We start from the raw sequence: 14,989 nt of genomic DNA, 5'->3' as shown, positions 1-14,989 counted from the left end.
GAGGGTCACCGCAACACCAGATGCAAGGGGGCAGTACATGTTCGTCAGATCCACAGCGCGCACAGCGTTCGCGTCGCTCGCCGCGATCTCAAGTCCTGGCAGCGGGAGCCAGCGCCGCCAACGCGACCGCCGGCGACGAGCTCGACCCGGGTGTCACCGTCGACACCCAGGTCATCGACTTCGCGACGCTCAACGCCGCTGCCGGCGTCTCGACCCAGGCCGACCAGTCCTCGCGTAACGCGTACACCGAGTCGCAGGCTCGCTCGGGTCGCCTCGTCGACGCCGCCGCCACGCTCACGGCCACCGTCGGGGACACGGCCGTCACCTGGGATGCAGCACTGGCGCTGGACAGCGTCGTCGTGGACACCCTGTACGACGAGACGTCTGTTGAGCCGCAGGGGCAGGGCGTGGCGATCAAGACCAACGGAGAGCAGGCAGCGGACGCCCAGGGGGTCGTGGCGTTGAGCTCGGGCGCCGGACTGGGCCAGGGGTACGGTGCCTCGGGTGGCACCAAGCTCAACGGAAACTGTGTGTCCACGACCACGACCGGTGGCACCGCCACCACGTGCTTCGAGAAGTACAAGCTCCAGCAGAACAGCTCGACGCGCGACCACTTCTACTACGGTCGCTGGGCCACCGCGACGGGTGCCAGCAACGCGTGGACACCCACGCAGATCGACATTCGCTCGCGTCCGCACAAGAACAACACGAGCATCGCCACGATGAGCAACTACTGGCCGAAGGCCGGTCAGAACGTGTGCGCAGGCGGCGGCACGTTCGGGTTCTCAGCGTCCGGGTTCTCGATCAGCATCCCGATCCAGCAGTGCTCGGACCTGACGCCGATCCCGAACGGCACCACGATGGGCGTCATCTACGACCAGGGCGCGATCTACAACGGCCGGTCCAAGGGGGCCGACTTCGGCATGGTCGTCGACACGTTCAAGAACAAGACGGCGTACCTCGCGGACTACACGTACGTGAAGTTCTGCGGTGCCACCTACCTGTCCTGCGACGGCAACCTGCGCAAGGACTCGACCTGGTGAACCTGTCCCACCTGCGAGGGCGAGCCGGTTGGCTCGCCCTCGCTGCGGTCCTCGTTCTTGTCGCCGGGCTCGCGCTTACCGCCCGCAGCCTTTGGCCCACACGCGCGGATGCGTCCACGGACCCACCGACAGTCGCCGCGAATTCATCGACGAGCGCTGACCCGTGCGAGGCCAGCAGCCGGGAAGGGTGCCGCTCTGTTCGCCTCAGCAACGGCTCGCAGATCCGGTACGTCGTCCTGAAGTCCGACGACGCCCAGCTCGACCGCGCGGTTGTCGTCGATCCCGGCGGCCCGGGCCTGTCGATCCTGGGGGCGCAGTGGCCCGACGTCATCGACGACCACCTGCAGGCCGCCCTGGAGGACAGGCCGCTCGTGCTCGTCGAGGAGCCCTGGGTGACCCGGCAGTTGCCCGAGACTTGCCGTCAGGCCCTTCGGGCGTGGTTCACCGCTACGCACAGGGGCACACAGCCCGGTGACCTCGTCGGGCCGTGCGAAGTCGCCGACGGTCAGTGGGGCTGGACCCCGCAGGCGTACGCGGAGGTGCTGGACTCGATCGCTGCGCAGGAAGGGTTGTCGTACGAGGGATTCGTCGGTGTGTCCTTCGGCGCTCACCGGTTCCTGTACGATGCGGGCCGTTTTCAGTGGGCTGCTCTGGCGAACCCTGCGCCCGTCCACATCAGCGGTGACCAGTACCTGGCGACACGAGCCAACGGCGTCTGGCAGATGGCCGCTCGGGTCGCTGGTGGTTCGCTGGCCGATCTCAGCGCGAGGGTGACGGCGCGTGCCGCTGGCCTCGCGGCGGTCGAGATCGACGGCCGGTCGACTCCTGTGACCGGTACGGATCTCGGTGCAGCCGCGATCGCGCTGACCTATCAGCATGCCGAGACCCAGCAGCTCGGTGTGGTTGCCTTGCTCGAGGACGGTGGAGACCCGAGCCTCATCGGGTCGCTGGCGGACCTGACATGGATGCGGTACGGCGAGAACGACATCTCCCCGGCCTACCTGGCCTACTTGGACGAGGTCTGCGTCGCCTACGGTCCGTGGACTCCACCACCTGGCGCGGACGTCGTCCGTGAGGTGCTCGACGCGATGCACCGCCCCTGCAGCGATGTTGCCGAGACCGGCCAGCGCGCGCCCGTGACGTCGGCGACCGTGTGTGTCTCGCACGCCGTGGATGACCCCGTCGCCCCGGAGGGGTTCGCCGCGACATGGGCTCCTGTCGGGCAGGTGATCGGCCGCGACGTGTGATCGTCCGTCCCCGCTTCTGATGGGGACGGGCGATCACCGCCCCGGCAGGCCCACGGCCGCTCGCGGCCGGGCAGGACGTCAGCGAGACGTCATCGTGCTGGGCGTCCGGCTCGACGAGCATGCATTCACGGTCGACTGACGCGGGCGTCCCGCTCGGCGCGTGCGTGCGCGAGCGCGGCGACGTCGGCGACGGTCGTGCGCGGGGCCGACCAGCCCAGCGCGCGCACCACCGAGTCGTCCACGAGCTGCTCGTGCTCGACCTGGTACATCATCTCGGCCTGCTCGCGCGCCGCACCGTTGACGAGGGCCGCGGCACGCACGACCGGGGAGCGCAGCGCACGCAGGCGCACGGTGCGGCCGTCGGTGCGCACGCGGCCGAGCGCGTCGGCGAGCGCGCGGCCCGTCGTCGGCTCGACGGCCGGCAGGTGCAGCACGGTGTCGGTCCGCATGCTGGGGTCGAGCGCGACCTGCACGAGCGCGGCCGCGACCTCGGTCGTGAGCGCGAACGAGTGGGGCGCGTCGGGGTCCCCGAGCCACGGCAGCGCCGGGCGACCGGCGCCGGCCGCCGCGACGACCGCCGGCCACGGCACGATCCCGAGCGACGCGCCCGGGCCGAGGAAGTCCGCGGCGCGGCAGACGACCACGTCGTGGCCCGCGTCGGCGTGCGCCGCGAGCACGTGCCACCCCGCGAGCCGCGCCTCGCCCTTGCGGCTGCACGGGCGCAGCGGCGTCGTTTCGCGCAGCGGCTCGCGTGCGTCGCCGTAGACGTACACGTTGTCGAGGAACGTCAGCGGCAGCCCTGTGCCGCGGCACGCGGCGGTCACGGCCGCCACGAGCGGCGCCCACTGCGCGGCCCAGACCGTCGACCGGTACGGCAGGCCGAGGGTCGCGACGACCGCGCCGCACCCCGTGAGCGCGTCGGTCAGCGCACCGCCGTCGTAGGACGGGACGACGCGCACCGTGACGCCGGCGGGCGCGTCGCGTGGGGCGGTGCGACCGACCGCGACGGCCTCGTGCCCGGCCGCGACGAGCGCGTCGAGCACGAGCCGCCCGACCTGACCCGACGCGCCCAGGACGGCCGTCGGCGCGGCGCTCATGCCGGCACCGCCGCGAGCGCGAGCGCCGCCTGGTCGGGTGCGGGTCGGGGCGCGGGCACGCGCACGCCGACGGCCACCGCGACGCGCACGCACACCGCGCGCAGGCGCCCCGCGTGGTGCACGAGGTGCAGCCCCACGCCCTCGCCCGGCACGACGGGCACGCCGTGCGCACCGGGCACGAGCAGCGGCGCGCGGTCGTCCGGTCGCAGCAGGTCCGCACCGCCCGCCTTGACGGCGCACTCGAGCGCGGTCCACGCGCGCACCGCGTCCCACGGCGTCCGCACCGCGGCCCGCTCGGCGGCGGTGAACGCGCGCGACCCGGCCGTCGTGACCTGCGCCCACCGGTCCATCGCGCACGCGTCGACCACGACCGCGGCGGGCGCGACGGCGACGTAGGTCCGGCCGGCCTCGTGCGACGCCGACACCCCGACGCACGCGCCGGCGACGGCGTGCACGTAGCGCGCGGGGGAGAGGACGGCTGCCACGACCTCGTCGAGCGCCGGTCCGGGCTCGGCGCCGGCGGCCAGCGCGGCCGCGGCGACGGCTGCGCGCACGTCGGGGTGGGCCCGCCAGTCGGCCGTCGCCGTGAGGGACAGCAGCTGCACGTCGGCGCCGGTCGCGTGCACCACCGCGGCGCTCACGCCGGCACCCGCTCGGACGTGCGGACCCCGGCGGCGGCCAGGCTCCGGGCGGTGGCGTCGAGCGCGTGGTCGAGATGCTCGACCGTGTGCTCGCTCGTGAGGAAGAAGCGCAGGCGTGCCTGCGCGTCGGGCACCGCGGGGAACACGATCGGGTTGGCGCTCACGCCCTCCTCGGCGAGCCGGCGCGCGACCTCGACGGCGGCGGCCGAGTCGCCGACGACGACCGGGACGACCGGCACGCCGACGGCGGGGCCTACGTCGAGCCCGCGGGCGCGGGCGCCCGCGAGGAAGTGCTGCGCGTTGGCACGCAGCCGCGCGAGCCGCTCGGGCTCGTCGCGCATCACCTGGATCGCCGCGAGCGACGCGGCCGTGTTCGCGGGCGTGAGGCCCGCGCTGAACACGAGCGCCGACAGCGTGTACCGCAGGTGCTGCACGAGGTCGCGGTGCCCCGCGAGATACCCGCCGCACGACGACAGGCTCTTGGACAGCGTGCCCATGAGGAGGTCGACGTCCGCCGGGTCGACGCCCAGCTCCTCGCACACCCCGCCGCCGTGCGCACCGAGCACGCCGACGCTGTGCGCCTCGTCGACCATGAGGTGCGCGCCGTGGCGCCGCGCCGACGCGACGAGCGCCGGCAGGTCGGGCAGGTCGCCGTCCATGCTGAAGACGCCCTCGGTGACCACGAGCACGCGGCGGAACCGGTGCCGCCGCGCGCGCAGGGCCTCCTCGACGAGGTCGGCACGCCCGTGCGGCACGGCGTGCCGCGTGGCGCCCGACGCCGCGATGCCCTGCTGCACCGAGTCGTGCACGAGCGCGTCGTGCACGACCAGGTCGTCGGGGCCGTACAGGTGCGGCACGACACCGGCGTTGGTCGCGTGCCCGCCGACCAGCACGACCGCGTCCTGCGTGCCGAGCAGCCCGGCGATCGCGTGCTCCAGGTCGTCGTGCAGCGGGCGGTGGCCGGACAGGATGCGCGCCGCGGAGACGGACGTGCCGTACCGCTCGACGGCCTCCTGCGCCGCCGCGACGACGCGGGGGTGGCCGGTGAGCCCGAGGTAGTTGTACGAGCTGAACGAGACCAGCTCGCGGCCTCCGACGCTCGTCGTCGCGGAGATCCGGCCGTCGTGCGGCAGGTAGTACGGCAGGCCGCCGCCGGCCGCCGCGTCGGTGAGCCGGGCCGTGGTCGCGCGCACCTCGGGCAGCTCGGTGAGACGGCCGCGGTCCGGAACGGGAGGTGCGGCCGCCACGGGAGGTGCGGCCGCCACGGGAGGTGCGGCGGCCACGGGAGGTGCGGCCGCCGCGGTGACCGTGCCGCCCCGGGGGGTCGGCGCGGCGTCGTCCCCGGACGCGGCGGTGCGCGGCGACGCCGCCGGTGCCGTGGCAGCTGGTGCCACCGGGTCCGCGGGCGCCCTGCCGCGCTCGGCGTCGACCACGGCGCGCGCGACGTCGTCGACGGTCAGGAGCGTCCGCATGTCCTCCGCGGTCGGTCGCCAGGCGGGGTGGTCGCGCGTGAGCCGTGCGGCGACCGTCGTCATCATGAGCGAGTCGAGCCCGAGGTCGGTGCCGAGCCGGGCGTCGCCGCGCACGTCGTCCGGCGCGTAGCCGCCGATCTCGGCGACGCACGCGCGGACCTCGTCGGCCACCCTGGCCGGCGAGAGCGCCGGCGTGACGGGCTCGGGTGCGGGGCGCGGCCCGGGGACCAGCGCCGCCGGGGCCGGCGTCGGGGGTGCGAGCGCCGCGGCGACGGGTGCTACGGGCAGCACGACGTCGGTGGGTGCGCCGCCCTGCGGTCGCGCGAGCGCCTGGGCGAGCACGGCGACCTGGGCGCCGAACAGCGCGAGCAGCTCCGTGCCGCCCGGCACGCCGAGCGGCGAGCCCGGTACCGGGGCCGGGCCGGGCAGCCGGTCCGCGGCCAGCGGGTGGTCGGCGGCCGGCGCGAGAGGCGCCGGTTCGTCCGTGGTGGGGGTGGTGGGTGTTCCGTGCAGCACGACGGTCTCCCGTCCTTCGTCGGTCCGTGGGCACCTGCTGGCCGTCCCGAGGCGTCCGAGCACGACGTGCGCCCGGACGTCCGGCACGGTGAGGACGAGCTCGGCGAGCGCGGCGAGCGCCGTCGACGTCGAGCCGTCGGGGCCCCCGAGCCCGACGGCGCGCGCCGCCCGGTCGGGGTCGATCTCGTGGAACGTCCGCAGCAGCGAGCCGCCGCCGCTGACCTGCACGACCACGTCGTGCGGGAGCGCGACCGCGGTGCGCACGGCCTCGCGGAAGCGCACGGTCCCGGCGATCTGGCGGCCGAGGCCCGCGAAGGCCTGCTCGACGTCCTCGACCGCCGCGCCCGTCACGGACGACACGCACGTCGCCCCGGTGACGCGCGCCGCGGGGCGGCGCAGGGCCGCGAGCCGGGAGCGCATCGCGCGGTCGGCGTGCGCGTAGTGCGGCGTGTGGAACGCGCCCGCGGTCGCGAGCGGCGTCGACGCCGTGCCGGCCGCCTCGAGCCGCGCGGCGAGCGCGCACAGCGCCGTCAGCGGCCCGCCGAGCACGACCTGCCGCGGGCCGTTGTCGCACGCGACGTGCACGCCGGGGGACTGCGCGACGAGCGGTGCGAGCGCGTCGAGCCCGGCGCGCACCGCGAGCATCCCGGTGTCCGGTGCACCGGTGCGCATGCACGCGACGCGCGCGGCGACCACGTCGAGCACGGTGTCCTCGTCGAGCAGCCCCGCGGCGTGCAGCGCGCCGAGCTCACCGACGGAGTGCCCGAGCGCGACGGCCGGCCGCACGCCGAGCTCGGCGAGCGCGGCGGTCGTCGCGAGCGCGGTCACGGTGAGCAGCGGCTGCGCGACGGCGGTGTCGTCGACGCCCGGGTCGGTGACGCCGGACGCCCACGCGTCGGACAGGTGCGGACGCAGCGGCGGACCGTCGAGCCGCTCCGCGAGCCGGTCCTCGAGGCGGCGCACGTGGGCCGCGTAGGTCGGCAGCAGCCGTGCGAGGGCCGCGTGCTCGCCCGTGCGCTGGCTGCCCTGCCCGGGGTAGAGCAGCAGCGCGCGGCCGGGGCCGGTGACGCGGCGGACCGCGACGGCGTGCGTCGTGGGGGACGCGTCCGGCGACACGGTGTCGTCGCGCACCGCGCGCAGCCCCGCGAGCAGCGTCGGCAGGTCGGCGGCGAGCACGACCGCGCGGTGCGGCCCGGGCGGGACGAGCGCGCAGCGCGCCGCGACGTCGCCGACGCCGAACGACGTCGGCGCGTCGGGCCGGGCCAGGGCGTCGTGCAGGCGTGCGGCGCGCTGCCGCAGCGCGGCGGCGTCGGGCGCGGACAGCAGGACCGGGACGACGTCAGCCACGGCGGACCACCACCTCGGGGTGCGCGAGCACGGCGTGCGCGTCGGTGCCGCCGAAGCCGAACGCGTTGACCGCGGCCCGGCGGACGGGGGCGGCCTCGTCGGCCGGCGTCGGCACGACGAACGGGGAGCCGTCGAGCAGCGGGTGCCACCCGGCGTCGTCCTCGGGCTGCGGCGCCCACCGCCCCCGCCGGAGCGCGAGCACGACCTTGACGAGCGCGAGCGCCGCCGACGCGGCCATGGTGTGGCCGACGACGGCCTTGACCGAGCCGAGCGGCACGCTGCCCGCGGGCGCGTCGGGCAGGACCTCGCGCAGCGTCTCGAGCTCGGTGCGGTCGCCGACGACCGTCGCCGTGCCGTGCCCCTCCACCGCGTCCACGCGACCGGCCGGCAGGTCGCCGCGCGCGGCCCGCACGGCCGCGACCTGCCCCTCGACCGTGGGGGTCATGACCCCGGGGGCGCGGCCATCGTTGCTGCTGCCGCAGGCCTCGACGACCGCGAGCACGTCGTCGCCGTCGCGCTCGGCGTCCGCGAGGCGCCGCAGCAGCAGCAGCGCGCCGCCCTCGCCGAGCACGAACCCGTCGGCGGCGCGCGTGTAGGGCCGGCAGGCCCCGGACGGGGACAGCGCACCGATCGCGGAGAACCCCGCGTGGGCCTCGGGCGTGAGCGCGGTGTACACGCCGCCGACGACGCACGCGTCGACCGCGCCCGTGAGGAGCAGCGCGCGGCCGACGTCGAGCGCGGTGAGCCCCGACGCGCACGCCGAGTCCACCGCGAACGCCGGGCCGCGCAGGTCGAACGAGTGCTGCACCGCGGCGGGCACCATGTTGGCGAGGACGCCGGGCATGGTGTGCCCGGTCATGGGCTGCACGGCGCGCGCCCCGGCGGCGTGCACGGCCGCGCGCTGCGCGGCGTCGCCCGTGCCGAGCGCGCCGTCGACCGTCATGGTCGCGAGCAGCGGGGCCGTGCTGACCGCGCGGTAGTCGGTCGAGCTGACGCCGACGACCGTCGCGACCCGTGCGCCGGGCCGACGCACGTCGGTGCGGGCGCGCGCGAACAGCTCGGCGGCGAGGCCGAGGACCAGGCGCTGCTGCGGGTCCATGCGCCGCGCCCGCGCGGCCGGCACGCCGTGGCGGCGCGCATCGAACGCGTACGGGTCGGCGAGCGGCGCCATGACGTGCGCACCGGCGCGGCGGGAGCGCTCGGCGGCGTCGGTGCGTTCCGGCCAGCGGTCCGCCGGGATCTCGCAGAACTGCGGCACCGCGCACTGCACGAGGTTGTCGAACTCGTCGAGATCGTCGGCCCCGGCGCTCCGTGCCGCCGCCGCCGTGACGGCGATGAGCGTGTCCATCGTCATGAGGCCCCCCTGACCTGCATCGATACACCGTGTATCGCACAGTAGCAGCGGGATGCCGGAATTGTCATTACTTCGGCGACAATTCATCGTGACGTCACCCGGTGCGTCCGCCGGTATTGTGGGTGACGCCACGAAATGTCGACGCCGACAAATTGCGAGGGGTGAACAATAGATTGTCGGACGCGCCGCGCGGCAGTGACGAAGGTCCCTGCGCCGGTCTGCGGGCCGCGGTGGCCCCGTCGAGCGCGGCACGCCTGCACGGACGTGCACGCCCCCGCCGTCGACCCACGGTTGACGCCGCCCGGGCCGCGGGGTGAGGTGGGAGCCGCGGACGACGGCGTCCGGGCACGTCACGTGCCGCCGAGCGAGGGAGGCAGGGCAGTGAAGAAGCTCATCAACGACCCGCAGGACGTCGTCGCCGAGTCCGTCGAGGGGTTCGGCCTCGCGCACGCCGACGTCGTGGCCGTGCACACCGACCCGCTGTTCGTCGCGCGCGCGGGCGGCGCCGTGCCCGGCAAGGTCGGGCTCGTCAGCGGCGGCGGCAGCGGCCACGAGCCGCTGCACGCCGGCTTCGTCGGCGTCGGCATGCTCGACGCCGCCGTGCCCGGCGCGGTGTTCACGTCGCCCACGCCCGACCAGATCGCCCCCGCGATCGCGGCCGCCGACGGCGGCGCCGGCGTCCTGACGATCGTCAAGAACTACACGGGCGACGTCCTCAACTTCGAGACCGCCGCCGAGCTCGCCGACGCCGACGGCGTCACCGTCCGCCAGGTCGTCGTCAACGACGACGTCGCGGTCGAGGACTCGCTCTACACGGCCGGCCGTCGCGGCGTCGCGGGCACCGTCGCGGTCGAGAAGATCGCGGGCGCCGCGGCCGAGCGCGGCGACGACCTCGACGCGGTCGCGGCGCTCGCGCAGCGCGTCGTCGACAACGTCCGCACCATGGGCCTCGCGCTCACGGCGTGCACCGTGCCCCACGTCGGCAAGCCCTCGTTCGACCTCGCCGACGACGAGATCGAGATCGGCATCGGGATCCACGGCGAGCCGGGCCGCGCGCGCGTCGGCCTCGAGAGCGCCGACGCGCTCACCGAGAAGCTGCTGACCCCCGTCGCCGACGACCTCGCGCTCACGTCCGGCGACCGCGTGCTGCTGCTCGTCAACGGTATGGGCGGCACACCGGCGTCCGAGCTCTACGTCGTCTATCGTCGGGCTCGCGCGTTGCTCTCCGGGCGTGGGGTCGAGGTGACCCGCTCGCTCGTCGGCAACTACGTGACATCGCTGGAGATGCAGGGCGCGTCGGTCACGGTGCTCCGTCTGGACGACGAGCTGACCGCCCTGTGGGACGCGCCCGTGCACACCACCGCGCTGCGCTGGTGAGACGGGGCCGGGGAGAGCGGGAGGTCGGGGGATGACGTTGGACGCGGCGTGGGCCGTCGACTGGGTGCGCCGCAGCGCGGCGGCGGTCGCCGAGCACCGCGACGAGCTCGTCGAGCTCGACCGTCAGATCGGCGACGGCGACCACGGCGAGAACATGCAGCGCGGGTTCCGCGCCGTCGTGGCCAAGCTCGACGCGCTCGACGCGCCGCCCGCGACCGTGGGCGACGTCCTGCGACTCGTCGCGACGACCCTGATGTCGACCGTCGGGGGTGCGGCGGGACCGCTGTACGGCACGGCGTTCCTGCGGGCCTCGAAGGCGGGCGCGACCGACGCGCTCGGCGCCGACGGCGTCGTCGCGATGCTCGAGGCGGCGCTCGAGGGCGTCGTCGCGCGCGGCAAGGCGGCACCCGGCGAGAAGACCATGGTCGACGCGCTGACCCCCGCGGTCGCCGCGGCCGTCGAGGCCGCCGACCACGGCGCACCGCCGTCCGCCGTGCTCGCGGCCGCCGCGCTCGGCGCGCGCGACGGCGCGCAGGCCACCGTGCCGCTCGTCGCCACCAAGGGGCGCGCGAGCTACCTCGGGCCCCGGTCCGTCGGTCACCTCGACCCCGGCGCCCGCTCGACGCAGCTCATCCTCGAGGCCGCGGCGTCCGCCGCGGCCGACGCCGACTGAGCGTCACCCCCCGTCCGCACCGACCGGTGCGGCGCACCACGGCACGACGAGGGCGTCGTGCGGAGAGGCAGGACGCGTGACCGACGAGTGGGCGCCCGTGGCGCTGGTGCTCGTGTCGCACTCGCGCGAGCTCGCGCGGGGCGCTGCGCAGGTCGCGGGGCAGATGGCGCCCCGCGTGCTCGTGGTCCCCGCCGGCGGCACCGACGACGGCGGGCTCGGCACGAGCTTCGACCGCGTCGACGCGGCGCTGCGCGAGGCGACCGCCGACGGACGCGCGGCCGTCGTGCTCACCGACCTCGGCTCCGCGGTGCTCACCTCGGAGTCGGTGCTCGAGCTGGCCGACGACGACCTCGCGGCGCGCGTGCGGATCGCCGACGCGCCGTTCGTCGAGGGTGCGGTCGCCGCCGCGGTGACGGCGCACGGCCGCGCCGACCTCGCGGCCGTGCTCGCGTCGGCCCAGGACGCCGCGGCGTCCTTCGGGGCGGCCTCCGGCGCGTCCGAGCCCGCGGCCCCGGTCGCGTCCGGCACGGCCCCGGACGGCGAGGTCCGTGCGACCGCCGTACTGCGCAACCCGCTCGGCCTGCACGCGCGGCCCGCCGCGCTCGTCGTGCGGATGCTCGCGCCCTACGACGCGGCCGTGCAGGTCGACGGCGTGAACGCCGCGAGCGTGCTCGACCTCATGAAGCTCGGCGCGGTGCAGGGCGACGTCCTGACGATCACCGCGCAGGGGCCGCAGGCGTCCGACGCCGTCGCGCGGCTCGTGGCGGACGTGGAGGCGGGCTTCGGCGAGGTCTGACCCGGGCGGGACCCGCCCGCGCGGCCGTTAGCCTGGTGCGATGAGCACGCAGCCGCCCGCTCCGCCGCGCCCCAAGCGACCGGCGAAGCAGCAGTTCACGCAGGCGACCCTCCTGCTCGAGGCGTTCCTCGTGTTCTTCGCGACCCTCGTGGCGTACGGCCTGCGCGTGGCCCCGCCGGCGACGGTCTGGACCCTGGGCGGCGTGACCTGCGCCGCGCTGGTCGTCGTCTCCGGCTACGTGGGACGCCCCGGCGGCTACCTCGCGGGCACGCTCGCGCAGGTCGCCGTCCTCGGCTTCGGCGTGCTGGTGCCGATGATGTTCGTCGTCGGCGGCGTGTTCGCGGTCATGTGGCTCGTCGCGCTGCGCCTCGGCGGCCGCATCGACCGCGAGCGCGCCGAGTGGGACGCCGCCCACCCGCCCGGCGGCACCCCCGCCTGACGGACGCGGCCCCCGGGCGGCGCCCGGTCGCCGTTAGGGTGACGCCCATGACTGACGCACCCGCACCGCAGCGCACGCTCGTCCTGGTCAAGCCCGACGGCGTGCGACGCGGGCACGTCGGCGAGGTGCTGCGTCGCATCGAGGCGAAGGGCTACACGCTCGTCGCCGTCGAGCTGCGGCACGCCGACGAGGCCCTGCTGCTCGAGCACTACGCCGAGCACGCCGGCAAGCCGTTCGTCGGAGCCCTCGTGGACTTCATGCGCTCGGGCCCCGTGCTCGCGGCCGTGGTCGAGGGGCACCGCGTGATCGAGGGCTTCCGCTCGCTCGCCGGCGCCACCGACCCGACGGTCGCGACGCCCGGCACGATCCGCGGCGACCTCGCGCGCGACTGGGGCACCAAGCTCATCGAGAACGTCGTGCACGGCTCGGACGGCGAGGAGTCCGCGGCGCGCGAGATCACGCTCTGGTTCCCCGCGCTCTGACGGCGGTCCGCACGCGCGCCCCGGGCCACGCCCGGGGGCGCGCGTGCGCCGCGCGGTGCCGCGCGTTGCCTAGGCTGCGTCCGTGCACCTCAAGACCCTGACCCTGCGCGGGTTCAAGTCGTTCGCCTCGGCGACGACCTTGAGCTTCGAGCCGGGCATCACGTGCGTCGTCGGGCCCAACGGCTCCGGCAAGTCGAACGTGGTCGACGCGCTCGCGTGGGTCATGGGGGAGCAGGGCGCCAAGTCGCTGCGCGGCGGCAAGATGGAGGACGTCATCTTCGCCGGCACGGCGGGCCGCCCGCCGCTCGGCCGCGCCGAGGTCGCCCTCACGATCGACAACGCCGACGGCGCGCTCCCGATCGAGTACTCCGAGGTCACGATCTCGCGCACGCTGTTCCGCAACGGCGGCTCGGAGTACGCGATCAACGGGCGCGGCTGCCGGCTCCTCGACATCCAGGACCTGCTGTCGGACTCGGGCCTCGGCCGCGAGATGCACGTGATCGTCGGGCAGGGCCAGCTCGACGCCGTGCTGCGCGCGACGCCCGAGGAGCGCCGCGGCTTCGTCGAGGAGGCCGCGGGCGTCCTCAAGCACCGCAAGCGCAAGGAGAAGGCGCTCCGCAAGCTCGACGCGATGCAGGGCAACCTCACGCGCCTGGGCGACCTCACGGCCGAGATCCGACGCCAGCTCGGGCCGCTCGGCCGGCAGGCGGAGGTCGCGCGCAAGGCCGCCGTGGTGCAGACCGACCTGCGCGACGCGCGGGCGCGGCTGCTCGCGGACGACCTCGCGCAGCTGCGCGCACGCCTCGAGCAGGAGATCGCCGACGAGTCGGCCGTGCGCGAGCGCCGCGAGCAGGTCGAGGTGCAGCTCGCCGACGCGCGCACGCGGCTCGCCGCGCTCGAGCGTGAGGCCGCCGAGGCCGCTCCCGCGGTCAGCGAGGCGAGCGAGCTCTGGTACCGGCTGTCGGCGCTGCGCGAGCGCGTGCGCGGCACGGCCTCGCTCGCCGCCGACCGGGCCCGCCTGCTGGGGACACCGACCGCCGAGCGCGGCGGCGGCCAGGACCCCGCCGACCTCGAGGCGCAGGCCGAGCGCGTGCGCACGGCCGAGGCCGAGCTCGCGCGCGAGGTCGACACGGCCCGTGCCGCGGTCGAGGCCGCGGCCGCCGCGCGCCAGGACGCGGAGCGTGCCGCGGCCGCGGGCGAGAAGGCGCTGGCCGACCTGCAGCGCGCCGCGGCAGACCGCCGCGAGGGCGTCGCGCGGCTCGCGGGGCAGGTCGCGGCACGGCGCAGCCGCGTCGAGGCCACCGAGGCGGAGATCGGGCGCCTGCGGTCCTCGCTCGCGGCGGCCGAGCAGCGCGCGCAGGACGCCACGACGCAGTTCGCGGCCCTCGAGACGCAGGTGGCGGGCGTCGAGGAGGGCGAGGAGGGCCTCGACGCCGAGCACGAGGCCGCGGTCGAGGCGCTCGACGCCGCCGTCGAGCGGGTCACCGCGCTCGAGGAGGCGCTGCGGGCGGCCGAGCGCGAGCGTGACCAGCAGGCCTCGCGCGTCGAGACCCTCGAGCTCTCGTTGTCCCGCAAGGACGGTGCGGGCGCCCTGCTCGCCGCCGAGGGCCTGCCCGGCGTCGTCGGCTCGGTCGCGGCCCTGCTGAGCGTCGACGTGCGCGACGAGGAGGCGGTCGTCGCCGCCCTCGGCGCGCTCGCCGACGCCGTCGCCGTCGAGTCGGTCGACGCGGCCGTCGACGCGATCCGGCACCTGCGCACGGAGGACGCGGGCCGTGCCGCGCTCCTGGTCGCCGGTCCGGCCGCGGCCGCGGCGCGCGAGCTGCCGCCCGGAGCGGACCGCGCCGTCGACCTCGTGCAGGCGCCCGCGGTCGTGCGGGACGCCGTGCACGCGCTGCTCGCCGACGTCGTGGTGGTCGACGACCTGGCCGCGGCGCGCGCGGTCCTCGTGGCGCACCCGGACGTCGTCGTCGCGACGCGGACCGGTGACGTGCTGTCGCGCCACCGCGCCTCGGGCGGGTCGGCGTCGGCGCCCAGCGCGCTGCACCTGCAGGCCGCGCTCGAGACCGCGCGCGAGGTCGGGGCCCGCGCGACGGCCGACGCCGAGCGACTGCGCTTCGAGCTCGCGGCGGCGCGCGACGCGCGCGCCGCCGCGCAGCGGGCCGTCGACGACACGCTCGACCGCCTCAACGAGTCCGACGCGGCGCTCGCGGCCGTCGCCGAGCAGCTGGGGCACCTGGGCTCGGCGGCCCGGGCCGCACGGGCCGAGGCCGAGCGCGTCGAGCGCTCCCTCGAGGCGGCCGGCACGACCCTCGCCGAGGACCACGCGACGCTCGCGGAGCTCACGGCGCGGCTCGCGGCCGTGCAGGAGGCGCCCGAGGACGCCGAGGCGGCCATCGCCGAGGCGACGGCGCGGCGCGACGCCGACGCGGCCGCGGCGACGGCGGCGCGGTCGCGCGAGACCGAGGCGCGGCTGACGCTGCGCACGAGCGAGGAACGCGCGCGGGC

The 14,989-nt window shown here is 76.2% G+C and carries 12 protein-coding genes; 8 read left to right on the top strand and 4 right to left on the bottom strand.

Features of this window, described 5'->3' with window-relative positions:
• The first annotated feature begins 20 nt into the window (after positions 1-20).
• Together CS2_RS18815 and CS2_RS09120 are read left to right on the top strand one after the other, a co-directional pair.
• Positions 21-1,043 (top strand): hypothetical protein, encoded by a 1,023-nt coding sequence (locus tag CS2_RS18815; RefSeq protein ID WP_156442068.1) that lies wholly within the window; start codon positions 21-23, stop codon positions 1,041-1,043.
• Positions 1,040-2,290 (top strand): hypothetical protein, encoded by a 1,251-nt coding sequence (locus CS2_RS09120; protein WP_070319735.1) that lies wholly within the window; start codon positions 1,040-1,042, stop codon positions 2,288-2,290. Before CS2_RS18815 ends, CS2_RS09120 begins: the two co-directional genes overlap by 4 nt.
• A 125-nt stretch (positions 2,291-2,415) precedes the next feature.
• Here CS2_RS09120 and CS2_RS09115 read toward each other — a convergent pair whose 3' ends face one another.
• From CS2_RS09115 to CS2_RS09100, 4 genes are read right to left on the bottom strand one after another with little or no spacing between them, the layout of a single operon-like run.
• Complete coding sequence (locus CS2_RS09115) at positions 2,416-3,387, bottom strand: NAD-dependent epimerase/dehydratase family protein (RefSeq protein ID WP_070319734.1); 972 nt, start codon at positions 3,385-3,387, stop codon at positions 2,416-2,418.
• Positions 3,384-4,028: a hypothetical protein gene (locus tag CS2_RS09110; protein WP_070319733.1), complete on the bottom strand. Its 645-nt coding sequence runs from the start codon at positions 4,026-4,028 to the stop codon at positions 3,384-3,386. The genes CS2_RS09115 and CS2_RS09110 overlap by 4 nt, the downstream gene beginning before the upstream one ends.
• The gene (locus CS2_RS09105) at positions 4,025-7,363 is read right to left on the bottom strand and encodes an aminotransferase class I/II-fold pyridoxal phosphate-dependent enzyme (RefSeq protein WP_070319732.1); all 3,339 of its coding nucleotides are present in this window, start codon (positions 7,361-7,363) and stop codon (positions 4,025-4,027) included. The genes CS2_RS09110 and CS2_RS09105 overlap by 4 nt, the downstream gene beginning before the upstream one ends.
• Positions 7,356-8,717, bottom strand: coding sequence for a beta-ketoacyl [acyl carrier protein] synthase domain-containing protein (locus CS2_RS09100; RefSeq protein WP_070319731.1), 1,362 nt, complete (start codon positions 8,715-8,717; stop codon positions 7,356-7,358). Before CS2_RS09100 ends, CS2_RS09105 begins: the two co-directional genes overlap by 8 nt.
• 381 nt (positions 8,718-9,098) lie before the next feature.
• On the opposite strand from CS2_RS09100, the gene dhaK reads away from it, so the two are divergent.
• The 6 genes from dhaK to smc form a co-directional block, all read left to right on the top strand.
• Positions 9,099-10,094, top strand: a complete 996-nt coding sequence (gene dhaK / locus CS2_RS09095; protein ID WP_070319730.1) for a dihydroxyacetone kinase subunit DhaK — start codon at positions 9,099-9,101, stop codon at positions 10,092-10,094.
• A 31-nt stretch (positions 10,095-10,125) separates the two neighbouring features.
• Complete coding sequence (dhaL, locus tag CS2_RS09090) at positions 10,126-10,767, top strand: dihydroxyacetone kinase subunit DhaL (RefSeq protein ID WP_046528080.1); 642 nt, start codon at positions 10,126-10,128, stop codon at positions 10,765-10,767.
• 76 nt (positions 10,768-10,843) lie between these two features.
• The gene (dhaM, locus tag CS2_RS09085; RefSeq protein WP_070319729.1) at positions 10,844-11,563 is read left to right on the top strand and encodes a dihydroxyacetone kinase phosphoryl donor subunit DhaM; all 720 of its coding nucleotides are present in this window, start codon (positions 10,844-10,846) and stop codon (positions 11,561-11,563) included.
• Between the two features lie 40 nt (positions 11,564-11,603).
• Entirely contained in the window at positions 11,604-12,002 is a 399-nt protein-coding gene (locus tag CS2_RS09080; protein WP_046528082.1) for a DUF4233 domain-containing protein, read from the top strand.
• 47 nt (positions 12,003-12,049) lie between these two features.
• Positions 12,050-12,484 carry a nucleoside-diphosphate kinase gene (gene ndk, locus CS2_RS09075; protein ID WP_070319728.1) on the top strand — a complete coding sequence of 145 codons (435 nt, stop codon included), beginning with the start codon at positions 12,050-12,052 and terminating at the stop codon, positions 12,482-12,484.
• A gap of 82 nt (positions 12,485-12,566) precedes the next feature.
• The coding region (gene smc, locus CS2_RS09070; protein WP_070319727.1) for a chromosome segregation protein SMC at positions 12,567-14,989 on the top strand (2,423 nt) is incomplete at its 3' end.

The organism is Cellulomonas iranensis NBRC 101100 = JCM 18110, from assembly GCF_001552375.1.
GTDB classification, from domain to species: Bacteria; Actinomycetota; Actinomycetes; order Actinomycetales; family Cellulomonadaceae; genus Cellulomonas; species Cellulomonas iranensis.
Note: the sequence above shows the minus strand (reverse complement) of the source record. Positions and strands in the feature narration are given on the sequence as shown.

What these genes read in the sequence shown, in the direction of transcription:
- CS2_RS18815 (WP_156442068.1), top strand. Translation starts at nt 21, where the DNA reads ATGCAAGGGGGCAGTACATGTTCGTCAGATCCACAGCGCGCACAGCGT.
- CS2_RS09115 (WP_070319734.1), bottom strand. Translation starts at nt 3,387, where the DNA reads ATGAGCGCCGCGCCGACGGCCGTCCTGGGCGCGTCGGGTCAGGTCGGG.
- CS2_RS09100 (WP_070319731.1), bottom strand. Translation starts at nt 8,717, where the DNA reads ATGACGATGGACACGCTCATCGCCGTCACGGCGGCGGCGGCACGGAGC.
- dhaL (WP_046528080.1), top strand. Translation starts at nt 10,126, where the DNA reads ATGACGTTGGACGCGGCGTGGGCCGTCGACTGGGTGCGCCGCAGCGCG.
- CS2_RS09080 (WP_046528082.1), top strand. Translation starts at nt 11,604, where the DNA reads ATGAGCACGCAGCCGCCCGCTCCGCCGCGCCCCAAGCGACCGGCGAAG.
- ndk (WP_070319728.1), top strand. Translation starts at nt 12,050, where the DNA reads ATGACTGACGCACCCGCACCGCAGCGCACGCTCGTCCTGGTCAAGCCC.